The organism is Halorubellus amylolyticus (genome assembly GCF_034808145.1).
GTDB lineage: Archaea > Halobacteriota > Halobacteria > Halobacteriales > Natrialbaceae > Halorubellus.
Map to the genome: position 1 here is coordinate 1 of NZ_JAXHGM010000016.1, position 20,419 is coordinate 20,419.

At 57.9% G+C, this 20,419-nt stretch carries 18 protein-coding genes and 2 tRNA genes; 9 read left to right on the forward strand and 11 right to left on the reverse strand.

The window, feature by feature from the left end; all coding sequences use genetic code 11:
* The first annotated feature begins 441 nt into the window (after positions 1-441).
* Positions 442-518, forward strand: a tRNA-Cys gene (locus SM754_RS19765).
* A 96-nt stretch (positions 519-614) separates the two neighbouring features.
* The gene (locus SM754_RS19770; RefSeq protein ID WP_323677863.1) at positions 615-2,249 is read left to right on the forward strand and encodes a DUF7845 domain-containing protein; all 1,635 of its coding nucleotides are present in this window, start codon (positions 615-617) and stop codon (positions 2,247-2,249) included.
* Between the two features lie 259 nt (positions 2,250-2,508).
* Here the strand turns inward: SM754_RS19770 and SM754_RS19775 are convergent, their stop codons facing one another.
* From SM754_RS19775 to SM754_RS19795, 5 genes are all read right to left on the reverse strand, one after another.
* The gene (locus tag SM754_RS19775) at positions 2,509-3,045 is read right to left on the reverse strand and encodes a DUF1643 domain-containing protein (RefSeq protein WP_323677864.1); all 537 of its coding nucleotides are present in this window, start codon (positions 3,043-3,045) and stop codon (positions 2,509-2,511) included.
* A 90-nt stretch (positions 3,046-3,135) separates the two neighbouring features.
* Entirely contained in the window at positions 3,136-3,852 is a 717-nt protein-coding gene (locus tag SM754_RS19780; RefSeq protein WP_323677865.1) for a M48 family metallopeptidase, read from the reverse strand.
* The gene (locus SM754_RS19785; RefSeq protein WP_323677866.1) at positions 3,849-6,821 is read right to left on the reverse strand and encodes a type I restriction endonuclease subunit R; all 2,973 of its coding nucleotides are present in this window, start codon (positions 6,819-6,821) and stop codon (positions 3,849-3,851) included. Before SM754_RS19785 ends, SM754_RS19780 begins: the two co-directional genes overlap by 4 nt.
* A 3-nt stretch (positions 6,822-6,824) precedes the next feature.
* Positions 6,825-8,189, reverse strand: a complete 1,365-nt coding sequence (locus SM754_RS19790; protein WP_323677867.1) for a restriction endonuclease subunit S — start codon at positions 8,187-8,189, stop codon at positions 6,825-6,827.
* Positions 8,186-9,751, reverse strand: a complete 1,566-nt coding sequence (locus tag SM754_RS19795) for a type I restriction-modification system subunit M (RefSeq protein WP_323677868.1) — start codon at positions 9,749-9,751, stop codon at positions 8,186-8,188. Before SM754_RS19795 ends, SM754_RS19790 begins: the two co-directional genes overlap by 4 nt.
* 146 nt (positions 9,752-9,897) lie before the next feature.
* Between SM754_RS19795 and SM754_RS19800 the strand changes: the two genes are divergently transcribed.
* From SM754_RS19800 to SM754_RS19810, 3 genes are all read left to right on the forward strand, one after another.
* Positions 9,898-11,319 carry a hypothetical protein gene (locus SM754_RS19800; protein WP_323677869.1) on the forward strand — a complete coding sequence of 474 codons (1,422 nt, stop codon included), beginning with the start codon at positions 9,898-9,900 and terminating at the stop codon, positions 11,317-11,319.
* Positions 11,320-11,534: 215 nt separating this feature from the next.
* Positions 11,535-12,416: a hypothetical protein gene (locus SM754_RS19805; RefSeq protein WP_323677870.1), complete on the forward strand. Its 882-nt coding sequence runs from the start codon at positions 11,535-11,537 to the stop codon at positions 12,414-12,416.
* Complete coding sequence (locus SM754_RS19810; RefSeq protein ID WP_323677871.1) at positions 12,400-13,536, forward strand: DsbA family protein; 1,137 nt, start codon at positions 12,400-12,402, stop codon at positions 13,534-13,536. The genes SM754_RS19805 and SM754_RS19810 overlap by 17 nt, the downstream gene beginning before the upstream one ends.
* A gap of 24 nt (positions 13,537-13,560) precedes the next feature.
* On the opposite strand, the gene SM754_RS19815 is transcribed toward SM754_RS19810, so the two are convergent.
* The gene (locus SM754_RS19815) at positions 13,561-13,707 is read right to left on the reverse strand and encodes a hypothetical protein (RefSeq protein ID WP_323677872.1); all 147 of its coding nucleotides are present in this window, start codon (positions 13,705-13,707) and stop codon (positions 13,561-13,563) included.
* Between the two features lie 709 nt (positions 13,708-14,416).
* Here SM754_RS19815 and SM754_RS19820 point away from each other — a divergent pair.
* Positions 14,417-14,599 carry a hypothetical protein gene (locus SM754_RS19820; protein ID WP_323677873.1) on the forward strand — a complete coding sequence of 61 codons (183 nt, stop codon included), beginning with the start codon at positions 14,417-14,419 and terminating at the stop codon, positions 14,597-14,599.
* Between the two features lie 7 nt (positions 14,600-14,606).
* Here SM754_RS19820 and SM754_RS19825 read toward each other — a convergent pair whose 3' ends face one another.
* Positions 14,607-15,851 (reverse strand): site-specific integrase, encoded by a 1,245-nt coding sequence (locus tag SM754_RS19825; protein WP_323677874.1) that lies wholly within the window; start codon positions 15,849-15,851, stop codon positions 14,607-14,609.
* Positions 15,852-16,021: 170 nt separating this feature from the next.
* On the opposite strand from SM754_RS19825, the gene SM754_RS19830 reads away from it, so the two are divergent.
* The gene (locus SM754_RS19830) at positions 16,022-16,876 is read left to right on the forward strand and encodes a head-tail joining protein (protein WP_323677875.1); all 855 of its coding nucleotides are present in this window, start codon (positions 16,022-16,024) and stop codon (positions 16,874-16,876) included.
* 398 nt (positions 16,877-17,274) lie between these two features.
* On the opposite strand, the gene SM754_RS19835 is transcribed toward SM754_RS19830, so the two are convergent.
* Positions 17,275-17,348 (reverse strand) — tRNA-Lys (locus SM754_RS19835).
* Between the two features lie 84 nt (positions 17,349-17,432).
* Between SM754_RS19835 and SM754_RS19840 the strand changes: the two genes are divergently transcribed.
* On the forward strand, positions 17,433-18,695 hold the full coding sequence (locus SM754_RS19840; protein WP_323677876.1) for a M20/M25/M40 family metallo-hydrolase: 1,263 nt from the start codon (positions 17,433-17,435) through the stop codon (positions 18,693-18,695).
* Between the two features lie 2 nt (positions 18,696-18,697).
* Here SM754_RS19840 and SM754_RS19845 read toward each other — a convergent pair whose 3' ends face one another.
* The 3 genes from SM754_RS19845 to SM754_RS19855 all read right to left on the reverse strand — a co-directional run bounded on the left by SM754_RS19845 (position 18,698) and on the right by SM754_RS19855 (position 19,834).
* The gene (locus SM754_RS19845) at positions 18,698-19,387 is read right to left on the reverse strand and encodes a DUF7119 family protein (RefSeq protein WP_323677877.1); all 690 of its coding nucleotides are present in this window, start codon (positions 19,385-19,387) and stop codon (positions 18,698-18,700) included.
* 40 nt (positions 19,388-19,427) lie between these two features.
* The gene (locus SM754_RS20660; protein ID WP_501993834.1) at positions 19,428-19,544 is read right to left on the reverse strand and encodes a DUF8595 family protein; all 117 of its coding nucleotides are present in this window, start codon (positions 19,542-19,544) and stop codon (positions 19,428-19,430) included.
* Between the two features lie 149 nt (positions 19,545-19,693).
* On the reverse strand, positions 19,694-19,834 hold the full coding sequence (locus tag SM754_RS19855) for a hypothetical protein (RefSeq protein ID WP_323677878.1): 141 nt from the start codon (positions 19,832-19,834) through the stop codon (positions 19,694-19,696).
* A gap of 217 nt (positions 19,835-20,051) precedes the next feature.
* Between SM754_RS19855 and SM754_RS19860 the strand changes: the two genes are divergently transcribed.
* Entirely contained in the window at positions 20,052-20,366 is a 315-nt protein-coding gene (locus tag SM754_RS19860) for a DUF8134 family protein (protein WP_323677879.1), read from the forward strand.
* Positions 20,367-20,419 lie beyond the last annotated feature (53 nt).

Below are 20,419 nucleotides of genomic sequence, written 5' to 3' on the forward strand. Positions count from 1 at the left end.
CCCATCTGCGTACCGGGGAGTACTGGAGTGCGCGAGCCTCTGGGAAACGCGGTTCGCTGCCTCGCTATTCATAGTTGGGCCCGCCACCCCTTCGGGGGTGGTGGGCTTTTCGTATTTATTGAGGAGTGGTGACGGTGTGTCGTGGATTGTGCATGCGTGTGTTTTTGGGGAGTGGCGATGCTGTGAGCTGGTGTGTTGTGAATTGTGTGTGTTTGGTGAGTGGCGACGCTATCGGAGGGCGTGGGGTGGGACAGTTTCGGGTGACAGCCTCCGCAGGCGAGGCTGGGGGGACCGGGCTGGTGGTGCTGGCCGGATGCCTGGGGTGTCCCTCGCGTGTGTGTGCTCGGTGGTCGTGGGTAGCGGTCGCTTGCGCGCCGTGGGGGTGGTTTCGTGAGGGTGTTCCGCTATGCTTAAATCCGGTGAGTCGGTAGGTGTGGGTGCGCCAAGGTGGCAGAGTCCGGCCGAACGCAGCGGCCTGCAGAGCCGCACCCCCGCCGGTTCAAATCCGGCCCTTGGCTTGGAAGTTTACCTTCACATCCGACTTTCACTACCCCCAGCTACGCGTATTCGACTAATGAATTGGTGCGCGCGCTGGGTGGGTGGAGGTGGTGCGTGTGAGGGAGCGTATAGAACCAGCCCCGCACGAGTTCACTGCGAATTATATCTTCGACAGCAACGGCCTCCTCCCGTTCTTCGCTGCTGACTCCGTAGTGAAAGCGGCTGATGGTAGTCAGACGGCGACATTTTTGCACCGCGGGGGGAAGTGGCGGGTGACTCTCTCCTTCCGGCCGAGTAATATCATTCACCCAGGGTCGAGACTACCTGGTGGAACGGAATGGAGACTCCAGAAGATGCGAGAATTCAAGATGAAAGTTTCTCGCCACGAAGACGAGGATTCGGTTGGGCAGCAGAAGTTCTATGCTCATCTCACTCCCCGCTGGCAAGGAATGCAGGCCGAAAAGAGCAACGGCACGCGAACGGAAATCTCCATCCCTGAGGGAATCCTGGAGGCCATCAATATTCGAATCCAGGGGTCGAACATCCACTTCCACGAGTACCAATCATTGCTTCGAGACGCGATGATAGCGGTTGGTATTCGAGGTGAGTACTTTGAAGATCCCCACGAACACAGCAACGTCCAAGACGCGGAGCGCTACGTGAGGGTTCACAAGGACGCAAGTGGCCCGGTTCACGGACGTTCTGGTCCAATTGCCTCGATGGGGCACCTCCTGGAGACGGACCGACGGGGCTACCGCAAGACCGTCCAGAACGATGACGACGACTACGGTCGAAACCTCCCGGGGTACTACCACACCGTCACACTCGGCCCACGTCGCGTTCGTGAAGCATTCCCCGACCACTCGCTCCCGAAAGAGGTCAAACACTATTACGCGAGGGAGGCGGCGAACCAGCCCGATTCTTCGCCCCTTGCGCATCCCAAGGTTGGCGTCTCGTACCAGGTGAGTCGCTGGGATGGGAAGCTGGGCGTGTCTGAAACAGATTTAGATCGTCTTCAGCATGAGCTCGACCAGACGCTTCTGTCTGTTCTCGCTGATGCTGGTCTCGATATATCGCCTACTCAGGGTAGGGGACCGTATGTCCCTGATGCGTATTTCGAGGGCGAGACGGCTCCCGATGTGTCTGAACCGGTCGTTCTGGACCTTACGACCATCAGGTCCTCTCAGGAGTGCGTAGTCGTTAGGCACCTGCGGGGAGGGTTGAGTCCGGTTCAGTGGGAAAGCCTCCAGACTCTCGTCACTGACGGGGGAGAAGTCGCTCCACAGAACATCGCCGAGGAGCACGGTCGGCATGTTGAGAGTGTGCGAAGAGCCCTCAGAGGAATAGATGACCTCGTAGAGCGTGAGTACGGGAAGGTCAGTGTTCGGTCGAGCTACATCGCCGAACTCGTCCATGAGGCTGTAGAGGACGCAGACGAAGCTGTCCGTCGTGCAGCTGAGGCTGGTGCTAAAGCACTGAGCGCCGCTGAACGAGGGTTGGGAGAAACGATGAGCGTCTTCGTTGCTTGGGCAGCCCGTCATGGTGTCGAGATTGATGATGCACTGAACAGGCGTGAAGCTCGGATGACCCTCAGGTTCGGGAAACCAGGGCTGGAAGCCCAGCGTGCGATTCGTGAAGGCTTCAGAATCTGGAAGGACGCCGGGATGCCTCCAGAGCGATATCGGTCGGCTCAAGTTCGATTCGGGGACGGTAGCGTTGGCGAAGCCTGGCGGTACCTCGACACCGGCTAACCGATCGGCCGACTGAGTGGCAACACTATCGAAGTAGTCTAAAACAGCTGTTTTTCACTGCATTCTCGCATGTTCTGCCCCTACTGAGAGTTCAATCTCTCCTTCCTCGAGAGCCGACGAAGAGTCGACTGACTGGAATCCAACCCAGGGGGTTGTGATTCCAGTTAGAGGTGTGCCTAAGGGCACAAAATCAAAATACTCCGCGCCGCCCTCCGCAACGTTCCAATTGAAGCACCCGAAACGGGGGTCGCTCGGTCGACTATTCTTCGTCGTCGTCGTCGTAATCGAACGGAGAGGGCTCTAGGTCCTTCTTCTCAAACAGGGGGTGGACAGGGTGACCATGTTTTGTTGTGTCGAGGGCATAGAGCTCGAAGTCAAGCGTCTCCACGACTTCTCGGTGCCGATTCTGTCTCGTGCCGTTTGTTCCCCACGCTGCAACGACCTTTTCGGCCTCTTGGCACGTCTCCTGAAGATATTCGTCGTTTTTCGGGCCTACAGGGTCCTCGTGCTCGCCAAGATCCGACGGGTCAGAACTCCGTAGCGCAAATAGATTCGCGACTACGACTCTTCCATAGCCCCACCGCTTTGCATAGTTGACAATCCGTGTGATTGTTGCGTCGTCTTCCATCCCGTCTGCAGTGCTAGGATTGACCATCACGAAGCCAACCGTTCCCTTCTTGGGGTCCCATTCACGCCAAAGCTGATAGCGATAATTTTCATCGTTGCTCAAAACTGCCCCCATGTCGGTGTATTCATCTGCATCACCGCGATGGATGTAGGGATCGTCTCCTGTCATTGTGCAGTTTGTCCCGACTGCTATTAGACAAATAAGTATGGTGGCAGCTCTTGATTACTGTCACCGGTTAGGTGGCGAGAGGCTGGAGTTCTAAACAGTCAGAGTCCCGCCTTTTACTCGTAGCCACTCCCGCCTCTCTCGATAGTCTGGGACGAGTGTACCCACCGTATTCCAGAAAGAATCTGAATGGTCTCCGTGCTTGAAATGTGCCAACTCGTGGGCGACAACATAGTCCTGAATTTTCCGGGGTGCGAGAATCAGCCGCCAGTGCAGGGCAATGCGGCCCGATTGGTACTCGCCCCAGCTGCGACGGAGTGGTCGAATGTCGATTTCTACTTCGTCGAGGCCGAGCTTGTCGATGTAGTCGTTTGCTCGTTCTGGAAGTTCTTCTTCGGCTCTGCGGATGTACCAGTCGACCACGGCCTGCTGTTTCCGACGGGTACTGACGTGGTCGTGTTCTGGGACGGTTAGATTGAATTGGCTTCCATCAAATTCGAGCTTCGGCTCCGAGACATCGGAAGACGCTACTTTCAACCGGTAGCGACGCCCGTTGTAGAGGAGCTTCTCGCCACTCAGGTATTCTTTGTCGAGTGGCGGGTCGTCCTGCTCGGCGAGTCCGTACAGTTTCTCGAGGATCCACTGCTGTTTCTCCTCTAAAACAGCCTCTACGTCGTCGAGTGTCGCGTCTACGGGAGCTCGAACAGCCAATTCCATCGTCCCGTCCATCGACAGCCCGATTGTAGAGCGGTCTGGACTCCACTCTATCTCATACGGTACGACCGTCTGGCCGATATGGTACTGTCTCATGGCTTGTAGTGTGCCCGCGCCAACTCCACGATGCGGTTGGTGAGTTCGGTACGCTCGTCCTCCGACATGGAGACGTCTGCCTTGATGAGGCGGAGCTTCACCTTCTTCCGGAGTTTCTGCTGTAGAGCAACTTTCTTTTGCCACTCCACGACGCTCGCCACGTCTTCCACCTCGGAGACGATGTCTCCCGTCAGTTCGACCAACTTCTCAGGGTCGACGGACGAGTCCTCTTCATCGAGGACGTCCTCCAGGGCGTGGTAGAACGAGAGTTCCGTCCCATCGGACAGTCCTTTTGACTGTGCCTTCTGGTCTCGGGACCTCATCTCGTCGAGGATCTTGTTTAGTTCCTCTATGACCTCCTGGTCGCTGAGCCGCTTCTGTTTGTACTGCTCGATGAGTTCCTCGACGCGTTCTTGGAGCGACCCGTACTGGACGGGGTCTTCGTCGAAGCGGACGGAGAGCTCGTGTTTCACTGCGTGTTGCATCTCGCTCGCTCGTGCTTCGTCGCTTTCCAGGCCTTCAACCTTCGCGCCGAACTCGCCCTCGTCCATGATGGAGACGGGGTCTTCGTTGAGGACGTCGATGCCTTTCGACCGGATGTGTTTCTGGATGAGTTCCCGGACTTTCTCCCCGCATCCTTCGAGGTTCATGGAGTCGTCGCGATAGCGCTGCTTGGCCCTAGCGAAAATCTCACTGAGCCGGTCGAGGTCGCTCTTGTAGGGGTTCGCCATCGGATCCGGCAGCACGATGTCCATCAGTTGCGAGAAGCGCTTGTACGCGTTCTTGAATTCAATGCGGACATCCTCCGGTTCGAGCGTCTGGAGACACGCTTCCATGTCCTCGATGTCGTCGAAGAACGAGACGGCTTTGCGATGGGCTGCTTCGAGCTCCGGCTTCTTGTCCGATAGGGGGACCATCGCGTGTTTGACGTCGTCGTCGCTGAACATAGCCAGGGCTTCTTTCAGGTCGTCGGAGATGCCGTAGTAGTCGACGATGAGACCGTGATTCTTCTCGGGGAATGGGCGATTGACGCGAGCGATTGCTTGGAGGAGATTGTGCTCGCGGAGGGGCTTGTCCAGGTACATGACCTGGGCGACCGGTGCGTCGAACCCGGTCAGAAGCATGTCGCACACGACGAGCAGCTCGACCTCGCCGTTCGGGTCGACGAACTCTTCCTTGTACTTCGAGAGCTCTGTGTCGCTCGGTGCCCACTTCTTCACGTCCTCGGGGTCGTTGTGGCCGTGGGAGATGACGACGCGAGACTCCGGGCCGTTCAGTTCGTCGAGTTTCTCCTTGTACCGGATTGCAGCCCGCTTGCTCGTCGTGACCACCATCCCCTTGAACGGTGGCGCAATCTCGTTCTCAAAGTGCTCGACGATGTCGAGCGTGACTTCCTCGATTCGGGACTCGGCTTCTGCGAGGTCGCGCTCTTTCGCGTAGCGCTTCTGGATTTCGGCTTTCTCCTCGTCGGTTCTGTCGTCGAAGACGCGGTCGAAGATGCGGTCGATGTTCGCGCCTTCGAGGTGAATGTCGGCGAGTCTGCCCTGGTAGAGGATTTCGACGGTCGTGTCGTCTTCGAGCGATTGGTCGATGGTGTACGTGTCGATGTAGTTTCCGAACGTGCGGCGGGTGTCCTTCTCGTCTTTCTCGATGGGCGTGCCGGTGAACCCGACGTAGTAGGCGTTCGGGAGGGCCGTCCGCATGTTGTTCGCGAGCTTCTTGTACTGGGTTCGGTGGGCCTCGTCGACCATCACGTAGATTTCGTCGTCGCGAGAGAGCACCGGGAAGTCCCCCTCTTCGTCGTCGTGTAACTGGAACTTCTGGATGAGCGTGGTGATGGTTTCTCCGGCGTTGGTGCTGAGCTTCTCGCGGAGGTCGTCCATGTCCTCGGCTTTTTTCGGGTTGGGGAACCCGCATCGTTCGAACGTGGCGTGAATCTGGTCGTCGAGCGCAGTTCGGTCGGTGACGAGTACGAGTGTCGGGTCGGGTTTGGCTCGACGAAGCTTCAGCCCGAGGAAGAGCATCGTGAGGGATTTCCCCGACCCCTGCGTGTGCCAGACGACGCCACCTTGAGCTTCGCGACGACTGCGACGCTGGATGCGTTCGAGGGCTTTCTCGACGGCGCGGTATTGCTGGTAGCGGGCGACGAGTTTCGCGGTGCCACTCTGGTCGCTGTCGAAGACAGTGAAGTGACGGAGCTGGTCAAGCAGGCGCTCGTGGTCGAAGAGGGCGTACAGCATCCGGTCCTGCGGGGAGACGTAGTCGACGTCGAGTAGGCCCGCGAGGTCGTCGTCTTCGAGCGGGTAAGGGTCACGCCAGGGTTTGTACTGTCCTTTCGGGGTTTCGTACGTACCCATCACTGCGCCCTCGTACCACGTCGCGACGGAGAACTGGTTGTACCGGAAAAGTTCTTCTGCGCCCTCCTTGCCGGTCTCGGTTCGCTCGTTCTGGTAGCGTTGGAGCTGTTCGAGTGCCTCGCTCCGAGGTTCGGCGATGGTCGGGGCCTTGCACTCGACGACGCCGAGCGGAATACCGTTGACGAACAGGACGATGTCGGGCTTGATGACCTCCATCGGCCCCTCGACGCGGAACTGGTTGAGCGCGAAGAAGTCGTTGTTCTCGGGATTTTCGTAGTCGATATACTTGACCGTCTGGTGTTTCAGCCCGTAGCCGAGGTCTTGCTTGACAGAGGTGTGTCGGACGAGCTTCTCGTGTATTTGCTCATTCTCGGCCATTATGCTCGGCCCAGCCACCTGCTGAATCTCGCGGACGGCCTTGTTCAGGTTATTCTCATCAATCCACGGATTCAGGAGTTCGATTGCGGTGCGAAGGCGGGGTTCGAGTACAGCAGATGACTCCGTTTGACGGGGATCATTCCAAGTGGTTCGCTGCCGATCGACGACCTCCCAGTCGAGTTTCTGGAGGGTGTCGAGGGCAGGGCGTTCGGACTCGGCGTACTCGCTTGGCATGGCTTAATCGTTGGTGTTGACGCGGACCTTGCCGGTGAGGAGATCCTGCATGAGGCCGCGCTTGAGTTCTTGGAGGTCATCACGTGTGGATTTCTCCTCCTGTAATTTTTCATCGACCAAAGACAGAATATCTGCGATACGGCGTTGTTCGTCTACAGGTGGCAGTACCAGATCGAGGTTCCGTTGTCTCGTAATCGGCACCTGATTTCGAGTAGATTGACCCATCACGTCTTCTAACTGATTTTGGAACAGTTCACTCTGGAAGTACGCCATCAGGTACTTGTTGTGCAACTCATCATTGTTGCATCTGAAATATGTTAGGGAAGTTCCAATTATCGTAGTGTCTGCATCTGTTTCTAATATTGCACAGCGGCCAACAGTGGCGTTATGAGCAAGGAGGACATCCCCGTCTTCCGCGAAGCCTATTCGGAGCTGGCTTACACGCTCAGGTGTGAGGAACTTTGCCTCGGAGAAGTCCACTCGTCCACCCGTGAGCATATTTGCTGATAGATACGGAACGCCTTCGTCGACAAATTCATCTTTTCGAGGATATTGGTTCCCATGGTTCCCATCTTGGTGCCCGGTGATTATATTTTCATCAATTGCATCAGATATCTGTTTGATAGTCCAATTTTTCGGCAATCGATATTCTCGTGGGCCAACGTGGACTTCCGTGAATTCACTAGAGCTGATTCCCTTTTCAAACAGATCCTGTATTAGTCCCCGCTTCAGTTCCTTCGTCTTCCCGATAATCTCGTCCGTCTGTTGAATCTGCTCGTTGACCGTCGAGAGGATGTCGGCGATTCGGCGCTGTTCGGGGAGTTGTGGAGTTGGAACCTTCACTGCCTGTTGGAATGTTCGATTCAATCCTGCTTGGGCACTCCCCGTCGTGAGTCGGAGTATCTGGTCTAAACCTATGCGGGAATTGATGAAATTGTATAGGAATTGTGAATCGTACTTCTGGGGTTCTACACGCAGGATATACACGTGTGAGTTGACGGCTGCGTTTCCCTCTGGAACGCTATTCACATACGTCGACTTCCCAATAGTCGCACCGTCTTTCACCAACAGAATGTCGCCTCGGCTGATTTTCCCGGAATTCAATCCCTCATAATAATCATTTGAAATATAGACTGGTTCCTCAAGATTGAACGACCCATCTGATATGTGTGCCCCCCCAATACTCAGCACCGAATCTGACTCGGACCTCTCTGAGGTTTTTGGTCTACCACCAGTCTCCAAACTGGACAACCAATTGGAAAGGGATTCGATTCCCCAGTCCTCTGGGATGATATCTGATTTTGGTCCGAGTTGCACTTCGGAATACCCCTCGGGTACCTCACGACGCTCTTTCACGGTCTCACTCATCGGTAGTTCAATTCCTCCATATACTGCTGCAGTTCCTCATTGGTCTTCCGGCGCTCTTCAGATAGCTTATCCAACTCTTGCAGTTTATCACTCACATCGATGGGTTCCTCCGGCTCTGTGGTGTCGACGTAGCGCGGGACGTTCAGGTTCCAGTCGTTCTCCTTGATTTCCTCTATGTCGACTAACCGACTGTGATGGCCTTCCTCGCGTCCGGTGAGGTGCGTCTCGGCCAGGTACTCGATGCCCTCCTCCGTCAGCTGATTCTGGTTCGAGAGTTCCTCGAACACCTGCACACCGGACTCCCTGAGCGTCTGGTCCTCGGCGTAGATGAACTGAACCTTCCCCTCGCGTTCTTCGGGCTTGTCCTTGTTCATGATGAGTATGCACCCTGGCGATCCGGTGTTGTAGAAGAGATTCTCAGGCAGCGCGATGACGGCCTCGATAAGGTCCGCTTCCAGAACCGGCTTTCGAATCTTCTTCTCCGAGCGTGAGCGGAACAGTATACCATTGTCCATTATAATGCCCGCCTTCCCGGTCTCCGAGAGCGATGCGAGCATGAGCTGAATCCACGACCAGTCCCCGCGATTTTTTGGCGGCAGGCCATACTGGAAGCGGTTGTACGGTTCGTTCTCCTGGACCCACTCTTTGCTCCACTTCTTTTGGTTCCACGGTGGATTCGCGACGACCCGGTCGAAGACCTCCAGCTCGTCGTGCTCGGTGACGAACTTCGGATCGGTGATGGTGTCGCCCTTCGCGATCTTGGCGTCTTGCAACTCGTGCAGGAGGACGTTCATCTGCCCGATTGCCCACGTATTCAGGTTCTTCTCCTGGCCGTACAGCGCGATGTCGTCACGGTCACCGCCCTCTTGCTCGACGTGCTGGGCGGAGTAGATGAGCATCCCGCCGGATCCACACGCGGGGTCATAGACACGGTCGCCGGGTTCGGGATCGACACAGTCGACGAGGAGCTGGACAACCTCGCGGGGTGTGTAGAACTCGCCGCCCTTCTTCCCAGCGTCGTCGGCGAACTGCCGGATGAGGTACTCGTAGGCCCGTCCGAAGATGTCGGGGTCCTCGAGGTCAGCGTTGCGGTAGCGATGCTTCGTGAAGTGAGTGACGAGCTCGTCGAGCGTGGCGTCACTCAGGCGTTCCTTGTCGTTGAAGTCGACAGAGGTGAGCACGCGGTCGGCGATGGCGTCGTTCTCGTCCTCAACCGCTTCGAGCGCTTTGTTCAGTGCAGCACCGATGTCGGTGTCCTGTTCGGCGATGTGATCCCAGCGTGCACGGTCCGGAACCCAGAACTCCTCGTGGAGGTCGCGGTCGCCACGCACTGTCCCCTCGTCGACGTCGTATTCCTCCGCAATCTCCTCCGTTTCTTCGTCGAACCGGTCGTTGATGCGCTTCAGGAACAGCAGCCCGAAAATGTAATTCTTGTAGTCCGCAGCGTCGATGCTTCCGCGCAGAATATCAGCTGCCTCCCAGAGATGGGATTCAAGCGTGTCAAGGTCGAGAGTTTGCCCACCCTCAGTATATCGGAGGACATCCTCGTTCTCAGAAGCCATACGCCTACCCAATCCCTTCACCTCCTTATCGTTTGCTGGTGCAAATCGAATCAGAGCAAACCGAACCTCGACACCTCTTGGCGAAACTAACTCCTCCGACGAAACTTGCCAAATCTATAAGAATACAGCGAGATATCCGTCAGGGGATGAGCGAGTCGAGACAAGAGAAAATCCGCCTGTTGGTTCAAAACGCACGTCACGACTCGGTGACAGCCGACAAACTCGAACTCAGCGCAGTCTCCAACATCACGTCCAAATTTGGCCAGGGAGATGGTCGAAGCATCCTGTACCACCTTCAGGATGGAGAGCAACCGCACTTCATTTTCACATCGAAGCGCGAGACACCGCGTGTTGAGGGAGAGGAGGCACCACTGGTTCCGCAGCGGTCGAAGCTCGGAAAAGTCATCCACGTCGTCACGGACCAACGCTGGCTGACTGTAGTCGGATCCCAGGATGGAGACGACAAAATGACGCTTGAACTTGACGCGGTTGAAGCATCGAATTACGACACGGAGAGCCGTCTTTCGTCTCACATCCCCGAATCGCTCACGAACAACCGAATCATCCTGCAAACGGAGCAACTCTACTACGAGATTCCCGTCTCGAAGGACTACGACGAGGACGACTTCGTAGCCCTCTCCGGGTACCTCCGAGAACGGTTCGACGTCCGACCGAGAACTGCCTCCCTGGATCCAGACGAGGGTGGGTACACGCTGGCGGGAGCCCGGCGGGACAGCCCGACCAACGAGTCCATCCGTGCAGTCTTGGACGACCTCCCTCCCGAGGCATTCGACGAAGCGGACCAATTGGTGGCTGAATCTGACGACGCCGACGACCTCCTCAGACAGCTTTCGAACCTGCTGGAGGAGTATGAGGAAGAACGCTCGGAGGAAACGATTCACGAGACCGTTTCGGACGCCGAGAGCGTCGAGGAGCTACGGGCTGCGGTACGAAGCCCGGTCGAACGCCAGGCGGAGGAGGCGCGCAATAGCTTTGCAGCCGGGGCTGACCAAGTTGGCAAGAAACTCCAAGAGGCAGACCCGGAAACGGTGGGGGATTGGGCGCGAACAACAGGTCGGATCGTCCAACCAATCGCTGCGGCATACACTGGACATCCGTACCTCTGGACTGCGGTGAGTCTTATCGGCGGAGGCGTGGGTGGTACACTCTTAGAGGACGTGGAAGATGGGCCATTAGCGGAACTGGATGCCTCTGAATTACTTGAACACGCCACAGTAATAGCGAATGCCGGTGAGGAACTCGACGAAATCAACGGTGAAGCCGTCGGGATGTTGCTCGGTGCGTCATCGTACTTCGGCGAGACTCTTGCACCTGAGGAGTATGCCCAGTGGATCACCCAGGCCGACCCAGAGGCTATTATGCAAGGTGCAAACGAAGGCGCGAAGTTCGCGATGAGTGAAGGTGGAAACCCGACTTCTGGTCGTCTCCTCGGTGGGACCGTTGGTCTATTTGGTGGATATACTGCCGAGTCCACCAGTAGGGATAGTAAGGGTCTACAACAGGTGCTTGATGAGGATCTGTACCGAGAACTCGAAAAATCTCATTGAACTCTGTGCATCCGTCGGCTCATTGGTTTGTGACATGTGTCTTGAAATACTCTAAAGACGGCTTTCGGTTTGGATTTCGAAGGACATAGAATTCCGCGGTCTAGGCTGGCCAAAACCTAATAAATCCGTTTCCTGCTAGAAGGATTTAAGTTCTTCCGCCTCCTTGTTTTCTATGTCTCCATCTGAACACAATCCGGAGACCAGGTGAACGTTTGATGCACCAATCCTCGCCAGAAGACAGCGTTGTCGATGACCGTTCGTCAACAGCCAGTTCTCTCGAAGACTTCGAGCGACGGAGTGAGGTTATTTTGCGCTGGGACCCACACGGGAAGTTCCTCCGATTCAACAAGGGAAATCAGCTCGTTCAACACCTCATGGTGAATTACAGCAAGGCGAAGCGAGCTTTTGAGAACCGAGACAGTGGGTTCGAGAGCATCCTTGAACCACACCAAACCCTCACCATTACCGGGACTGAGAGTGACGAAAAGACTCTTCGACGGTCGCGGTTTGAGGCAATCGACTTTCTGGCAGATATCGACCGCGAAGTGCGGTACATCCCGGACTACGGTTGGATCTATCCTAGCATGGGCCGGGTCGACCAGGAGAACATGATTAGCCATTACGTGGACCGGGTCAAGTGGTTCCACGATAGAATGGAAGCACGAAGTCTGTCTCACGTTGAACTCATCCCTCTCGCGAAAGGGCTACGGAGGGAGCATTACGTCCAAGCGGCAGATGTCTTCGAAGATATCGGCGTCGACAGAATCGGCATGTATGGCGTCCAAACTCCGAGTTTAAAGAAATTCGTCAGGAGAACCGAGTCTGCTATTGATGTCTTTGACCCAGGAGGCATACTCGTCATCGGCAAGCAATCTCCGCCAGATGTCGGTCAACTCCCGATGCGGGTCGATGGCGTTGCGGGATTTTGGAACTGGACTCAAGCATGCAACCTAACAAAAGACGGTTATTCCTCAGAGGAACTAGCAAAATGGCACTACAAGGTCAAACAGAAACTGCGCAATGGACGGACGAACCGACAGGTCGGACTAAACACTGTGCTTCAAAAGGAGGTGAGAACTGATGGGCGGGGGAGATAAGGGGAAACCACCAATCAGTACACCTTCTTCCGATGAGGAAGGTCCAGCAACCGTCGACGAGGATGAGGAATCTCAGCAAACAGGACTCCCGGAGCAAGTTCCTAAGGAAAACCCTGACGAGTCCGACGACGAGGAGTCAGGAGTGCCCTCGACTCCACCGACTAGCGTTAGTACGGGCGGCGGTTCGCCGGGGGATCCACCAGTCACCCCGCCACCGACCGAAACTCCGGAATCTCCTCCCGAAGAACCGGAAGAATGCGAGGAAGGAGAGTCGGAACCCCCCGAACCTACATCAGAGGAACAGACGCAGGAACCGGAATTTGAACAACCCGAAGACGTTGACGACTCCGAGGAAGACGATGACGACGACGAAGAGGATGAACAACAAGCGTCGGTAGTTATCCATTCAGACGCTTGGGATAACGTCGGACTCGGCCTCTATCCGATTCGCTATCAACTTCAGGAAGAATACGGGGATCAAATAGAGTTCGAGGACCGCTTAGTCCCAATGCGGAGTTTTGAGTCCCCCCAATCAATGCCGGAGAAATGGGGGCTCGGTTCACAACGGCACGGAATGCCTGTTGACTCATCTATCTGGTCTCGTGATCCACCTGAATCAACCGAAGTCTCCAACCGTGCATTCGCTGCAGCTCGAATACAGAGTCTCTCACTTGCTGACGAATATATGAGGCGACTCCGAATTGCCGCCATTGTAGAGGGACGGAACATCGAGAATCGAAGCACCGCTCTCGAACTTGCGGCGGAGGTCGGACTTGACCCGGACCAACTGAAGGACGATTGGGACGAAGTTGACGTTCAAAAGAGTAGACGTGACGTAGAGGTGCCGGAAACGACCATCCATATTGATGGTCGAACTGTTTCTCAACAGGGCTACCTTCATATTGATGACCTCAAGATGATATTCGAACAAGCCGGGCTGGATGAAGGTGATCCACAGGACCTTGTGGGGTTCGTTGATGAATATGGGCCTGTCGCAACTAAGGAAGTTCAGCAGGTCTATGGCTTGAGTAGGAATGAGGCCATGGAGCGATTACGAAACAACGGAAGGGTCAGGACTGCTGAATATGGAGACGCGACACTCTGGACGACGGTAAATTGAAAACGGCGATTTGCTGGCTCTCGATTACTCTCCTTTTGCCTCTTCGATGGCCTCCTTTAGGTCCTCAAGGAACTCTTCGGCATCTTCAACAGTCATTGACCTGTGAACCGGTCCACGTCGGCCGGAAACAGTTAATGTGACTGCGCCATCGTTCTCGGAGATGTTGGGCATGGGACTGAATACGACAGTCCAACGGACATATATCTATCTCATAATTCTTAGATTCTATTTACAACGTTTCATTAGAAGTGAGAGCCCTGTTTTACAAATGTTCCAAGCATAAGCCGAGAACCATTCTCCAATTATCTTTAGCAAATTATGTCTGGCACTATGCGTGAGGGCCGCTTCTGAGAAGTTCTAACACCCCGTCTGGGTCTTCATTTAGGTAAAACCAGAGGCCTCCTCTGAGTAATCCTGCCCGAGTTAGCTCCGTCTCTTCTACAATGGTCTCGATGAGTTCGGATTCTTCATCAGATAGCCTGCAACTGTAAGTTTTCGGCATGTTCGAATCCTGATTTGAGGCTGAGGAACATATAGCCGGCCAATAATTGGTGATTGGTGGCTTCCAACTTTCCACCCGCATAGAGTTCGAATAGCCTCTAAGGGTCTCCTTGAGTCCTGATGCTCTTGCATTTCTTTGACTGGGAAAGTGACAATCCAACAACTGGATGAAGGTCCCGGAGAATCCAAGGATAACGCAAGTCAGATTGTTCTTTAACAAGTGCAGTCCTAGTCCGGAGTTTAATACAGTCTTCGGGAGTCCTTGCTCTTGTAGAATGAAATCCCCCTACGAAAGCCCGTCTCGACACATGAAGGAAACCTCTCAAAGAAACGCAGCACCGTCGCTGGTTGGGCGACTTGAGGCCTCAGAGGGACGGAAATGAGTACGTCGGACCTCCCACAGTACGTCCGAGATAACAGCGATATGCTCAGCAGGATTCTCGCGTGTGGTAGTGACGAGGCACGAGCATACGCGTTGGCCCTCTTGATGAACAGCGGCGACCTCGAAGGAGTCGAAGACGTCGAGAGAGAACTTCAAAGGGTCAAGGTCCAACTCAGGTGAGTCGGTGCTAGTCGTCTCCGACGGCGTCGATGTACGATTGGACGTCTTCGAAGAGCTCGGGTCGATCCTCGAAGAGTTCGGTGAGGTTTCTAGCGCTTTGATAGTCGTCGAGGAGTTCCGGATTGTCCTTAGCGAACCGCAACAGTGCGTCACGGACGGCTTTCTCATCTTGGCTTATCGTTTGAATCCCTTCGTGATCGATAGCCTGCTGGCAGTGGACGCATGCGGGTTCGTGACGCGGCGTGTCGTTTCCACATCGGGGACATTTGACCGGGCCGATGGGCTCGGGTTCATCGGCATCGACCTCGATTCCTTGCAAGCGTGCGTACTCGTCCTCTGCCCGGCCACCGAACTTGGCGACGTAGTGAGCTGTCGCTTCGCTACCTCTGCTTCGTCCCTGGCGGTCGTTGATGAACGCCTCGTTCATGCCCTTCTCAGCGAGATATGTCGCGTTGGACTTCCGGAAGTTGGTCGGTGTATTGGGCTTCGAGACACCGGCCTTGTCTCCGGCCCGCTGGAAGATATTTCGGAAGTTCCGGTACGAGATGTCTTCGGCCTCGTCCAGCTTCGACCACAAGGGGGCATCGTGGTCTTCCGGGGTCGGATGGTCGGAGAGCCAGCGTTGCAGGTATGGGACGGCAGGAATCAGCGTGACCGAACGCTGCCCCTGTTTCCCGTCAACGATAATCTGCAGGCCGTGTTTGTGGTCGTTGACGTCTCCAACGGTCAGGTCCTGAATTTCGCCACTTCGGGCTCCCGAGTCAAATGCGACGGCGAGGAGGGCCTTATCGCGAGAGTTCCGAGAAGCTTCGATCATCGGAATGACGTCCTCTTCCCACCGGAGCATATCGGCAGGATTCGGAATCGGATCGTGGCTGTTCGAGGTCCCAGTCGGGATCCACTCCAGAGAGGGCGGAGTTTCGTCGCCTTCAGACACTCGTTTCCCGAAAGTCCGGAGTGCCGACCGATAGTCTTGATTCGTGTATTCGTTGTCGTATTCCTGATTAATCCAGCGGACGATGTCCTCAGCCGCAGATTTGTCCTCCAGTGCGTCACCCAGGCCACCCACGATTTCGCCCATCCGAGTGCAGTGCCGGAGGAGCTTCTCGTGACGGTAGTCGCTGTATTCAGACTTCAGAAGATAGAGTTTGTCACTGAACTTCAGAAGCAACTCGCGGTCCTCATCGTTGAGGTCGGGGGAGTCCTGAATACGGTCTCGCAGAGAGCCAACTTTTGCTCGTGTCTTACTCATACCGATAACTTCACAATGACACCAGAGATTATGAAGATGATGTTCACATCCGGCCCTTGGCTTCTCTCTGTGTTCGTGTTCGATTGCGAGCTGTGTGATCGGTGGTCGTGTGGTGGGTTTGTCGTGGTGAGTTAGAAACCGTTATACCGAGTGCGTACTTCGCTTCGATTATGCAACGACGAGCAGCGGCGGCGTACATCGCGTTCTTCCTCGTGATCGCTGCCGGGTCGTACGCGTTCATCGCGACGGCGGACGCTCCCGCGATCACGATTAGCGGTGACGACGTTCGTGAGGTCCAGGCGGGTGACACTGTCACTGTCGATGGTCGGACGTATACGGCCGCTGAGGTGAAGGCTGAACAGCAGGAGGGTGGTGGCCATGGTAGTGGTGGTGGTCTCAAGTACACCGTCCGTTTCGAGTGGACGAACGATTCTGCGCGGTATACGGAGACGTGGGCGGCGAACTCTACTGTCGAGTTCGAGAATCAGACGCGTCGTGTCCTGGTTGAGAATGGGACGGACCGGTTCGAGCTTCGGTGGGAGCCGACGGAGCAGTTCCAGCCGGCGTGGAGTGATGGTGTCCAGTACATCGATAGTCAGCCTGACCAGGGTGGACGGCAGGACGTTGCGGTGACGTCGTACATCGCGAACTCGTCGAACGAGTCGGTACAGCCGGTCCTGTTCTCGGAGGGTGATTCCTTCGAGCGTGCTGGGAACCGGACGACGATTGCGAGCGTGTCGAATACGAGTGTCGTGCTTGAGTGGACGGCGCCCCGGACGAACGCCGTGTCTACGGCGAACAATCAGAATATCTCGCTGAACGAGCAGCCGTACGTCGTTCACTTCGAGAGTAACGATACTGTCCTGCTCGGTGAGGGTCAGGATGCGCGGGAGCAGCTTCGTGAGACGATTCGGAAGAACAATCGGTTCCACGATCGTATCAACGGTGTCTGGGGTATCACGATCGGGAGTGGGAGTACGCTCGTGCTCCTTCTCGGTCTCGCGTTCCTCCCTCGGAAGGACTGACGCGGTAGTTCGTTGTTCGTCGGGGGTCGCTGGCCGTTCTTCGCGGGTTTGGTTCGTGGACTTGTGGTGTTCGAGCTGTTCGTCGTGTTTCGTGTTCTTGGTTGGCTTCGTGTGGTGTGGTGTCGTTGATGACGTGACGGGTTGGCGGTCCGAACTGTGTTCTGGACGTGTTCGCGGCGGGTCGTTCGCTGTGCGTGGTTTGTGGGGGTCGGTGTTTGGATGGCTGCTGCGCTGTTCGCGTTCGTTCGCTGGAGGAGCGGGCCGGGAGGGACTTGAACCGAAGCCAGACGTGCTCGCTCACGTTCGTTCGCTGTGCGCGACTGGCAGGGTTCGAGTCCCTCTGGTGTTCTCCGCGACGCAGACTCCTCGCGGTGCTCGTCGTGTTGCGTCGCGTAGAACGGGCCGGGAGGGACTTGAACCCCCGACCGTCTGGTTAAAAGCCAGACGCTCTGCCGAACTGAGCTACCGGCCCTCGCTTCTGAGTTTCGGACCCGCGTATTTAAGGGTTGTCGATGTAGTGGAGAACGCTTAGGATGGTGCTGGGTGAGCGTTCGGTATGGACGATTTCGAGGTGACGGACGAGGGGGCGGTTCGGTCGACGCTCTCGTCGTTCGTGGAGTACGCGTCGACGCCTGGCGAGGAGGCTGGGGTGGTTGCGTGGTTCGAGGAGCGATTGGACGAGTGGGGGTTCGAGACGGTGACGTGGGAGGCTGATGCGACTGTTCTTGCGGGTCATCCGTCGTTCCCGGACGACCCTGGGGAGATCGACGTCGATGGCCGGCCGAGTGTCGCGGGTGTCCTCGAGGTCGGGGATGCTGATGCGGGTCGGACGCTCGTCGTGAACGGTCACGTGGATGTCGTTCCTGCTGGCGAGGGGTCGTGGTCGAGTCCGCCGTTCGAGGCGACGTGGGATGGCGACGAGGTGACGGCGCGTGGTGCGGCGGACATGAAGGGTGGGTTGGTGGCTGCGGCGTTCGCTGCGCGTGGGGCTGTCGAGCGCGCTCGTGGTCGTGGGTTCGACGGTCGTGTCGTCGTGGAGGCGGTTGCTGGCGAGGAGGAGGGTGGTATCGGTGCGGGGATGGCGGCGTTGGCGTCGCCGTACGAGTTCGATCGGGATGCGTGTATCGTCGCGGAACCGACTGAACTGGCGTGCGTCACGGCCGTGGAGGGGAGCTTGATGGGCGAGATTACGCTGGAGGGGCGGAGTGCGCATGCGGCGACGCGGTGGCGCGGCGAGTCGGTTCTCGACCACTTCGAGCGCGTTCGTGAGGCGCTTCGGGCGTTCGAGCGTGAGCGCGACGAGGCGGTGACGGATGCGCGGTACGACCGGTTCCCGATTCAGTGGCCGGTGAACGTCGGGACGGTGCGCGCGGGCGAGTGGGCGTCGTCGGTGCCGGCGGCGTTGTCGGCGGGCGTCCGGGTGGGGGTTGCGCCCGGTGAGTCGGTTGCGGACGTCGAGCGTGCGCTCCGCGAGCGCCTTCGGTTGGTCGCGGAGGCGGATGCGTGGACGCGCGAGCGTCCGCCGGTCTTCGAGCGGGAGGGGATCCAGTTCGAGGCGGCGGCGGTCGATGCGGACGAACCGATCGTCGATGCGCTCCGGGGGGCGATGCGGTCTAGGGGGTTGGACGAAGAGCCGCGCGGGGTGACGTACGGCGCTGATTCTCGGCATTACGTCGAGGCCGGGATTCCGACGGTCCTGTTCGGCCCGGGAAGTATCGACCAGGCGCATTTCCCGGACGAGACGATCTCGCTCTCGGAGGTTCGAGCGGCTGCGGACGTGCTCGCGGACGCGATCGTGGAGTTCCTCGCAGAGGAGTAGGGTCAGTTGCGGGTGTCGTCGGGCGTGTAGCGGTCGGGTGCGTACGCGGCGAGCGCGTCTGCGAGGACACTGCCGGGGGGTCGGTCTTCGAGCGCGGCTTGGCGGCGGAGCTCGAAGTAGGTGTCCGCGGGGAGGTCGACGTCGAGGTGCCCTGGGCGGATGCCGTGGTCGCGGAGGGCGTCCTCGATGGTGGTGGTGTCGTCGACGGCGCTGGCGATGGTGCGGACGTCGCGGACGGTGAGGTCGGCGTCGAGTATCGCCCAGGCGAGGTGGAAGCGTGCTTCGCCGGCGAGTCGCGCGACGTGTTTCGCGGCGGTCGGTGCGATGTCGCCGCGGGCGACGTGGAGGCGGACGGACCGTGGGAGGTCGTGGACGCGCGCCCATTTCCGGATGAAGGAGACGCTGGCGGCGCCGTCGGTGCGTTCGGCGGCGGTCTTGTACGAGCCGACGCCGCGGACGAGTGCGGCGCAGGCGGCGGCGCCGCGGAGGACGTACACGTGGTCGTCGTCGCCGACGCTACTCGTCGCGAACCGGGCGACGGTCTCGGCGGCGAGTGCGACGCTCTCTGGGTTGTCGGGGTCGAACTTGACGGCTTCTTCGGGCGTCTGCCCCGTGATGTCTGGGTCGCCGCGGATGACGGGTTCCCCGACGGGCGATTGGCGGTCGGCGCGGGGCGCGTCCTCGTCTGGCATCGAGTGGTCCTTCGGGGCGGGTGGAGAAAAGTCGTGGGTGCTATTGGTCGCGCGTCTCCGACAGGTGCTCCCAGATCTCGGTGCAGCCGGCACCGGGTTCGACGTTCTGGAGGTGTGCGTCGTCGCGGTCGTCGTCGGTGGCCGTCTCGTCCTCGATGGTGTTTGATTCGGCGGTGTCGTCGTCGACGGCGTCGGGTTCGGCGGTGTCGCCCTCGGTGGGTTCGGATTCGGTGGTGTCGTCGACGGTGGTCGGCTTGTCCTCGATGGGGTCGGGTTCGGTGGTGTCGACTTCGGGGTCGGCCATCGTCATGCGTCCTCGGGGTCGTGGAGCTCTGGTGCGACGTCTGCTGGCGCTGCGACGGTCGTGGTTCCCGTGCCCGTGGGTGGGCGTTGGGACGGCGTGTGGTCGTCGGGTGGGTCGTCGTCCGTGGCGTACGAGGGGGTCATCGATTCCTCGTATGTGGCGGGTGTGGTTAAACGAGTCCGTGGCTTCAATCGTGACCGGGGCTCCCGGGTACCGGAGCATCTGCCCGGTATCTCGGTCGGTCGAAACGACGGGGAATCGCGTGCAGTGAGTGGATTCGTGGTGGTTCGTGGTGTCGTGGACGACACGGAGGTTTGCGCGGCCCGATGCGCCCAAACCCGCGGCGGTCCGAGGAGGGGTATGGTGACGGAACTGCGTGTGCTCGACGACGGTGCGTGGGTGTCCGTGGACAACGAGCGGCGGGTGCCGACGAGCGACATCTGGCGGTTCGCCGTGACGGAGTTCTGCTCGTGCACGACGGCGTTCGTGCTCCTGGAGGCGTTCACGCGCGTGGGCGTCGCGGGACGCGAGGTGACGGTGGACGGCGTGGGGCGGTGCGTGGATTGCGGTGAGAAGCACGCGTTCTCCGGGCTGGGTGTCGGTCGCGTGCTGGACGGGTCGTTCCGGCCGTATCCGCCGGATGCGGTGCGGTCTGGGAGCGAGCCCGCGGTCTGAGTCCGCGTGGTGCGATGCGCCGTGCGTCCGTGGCGTGTGGGTCGCGCAAGTGT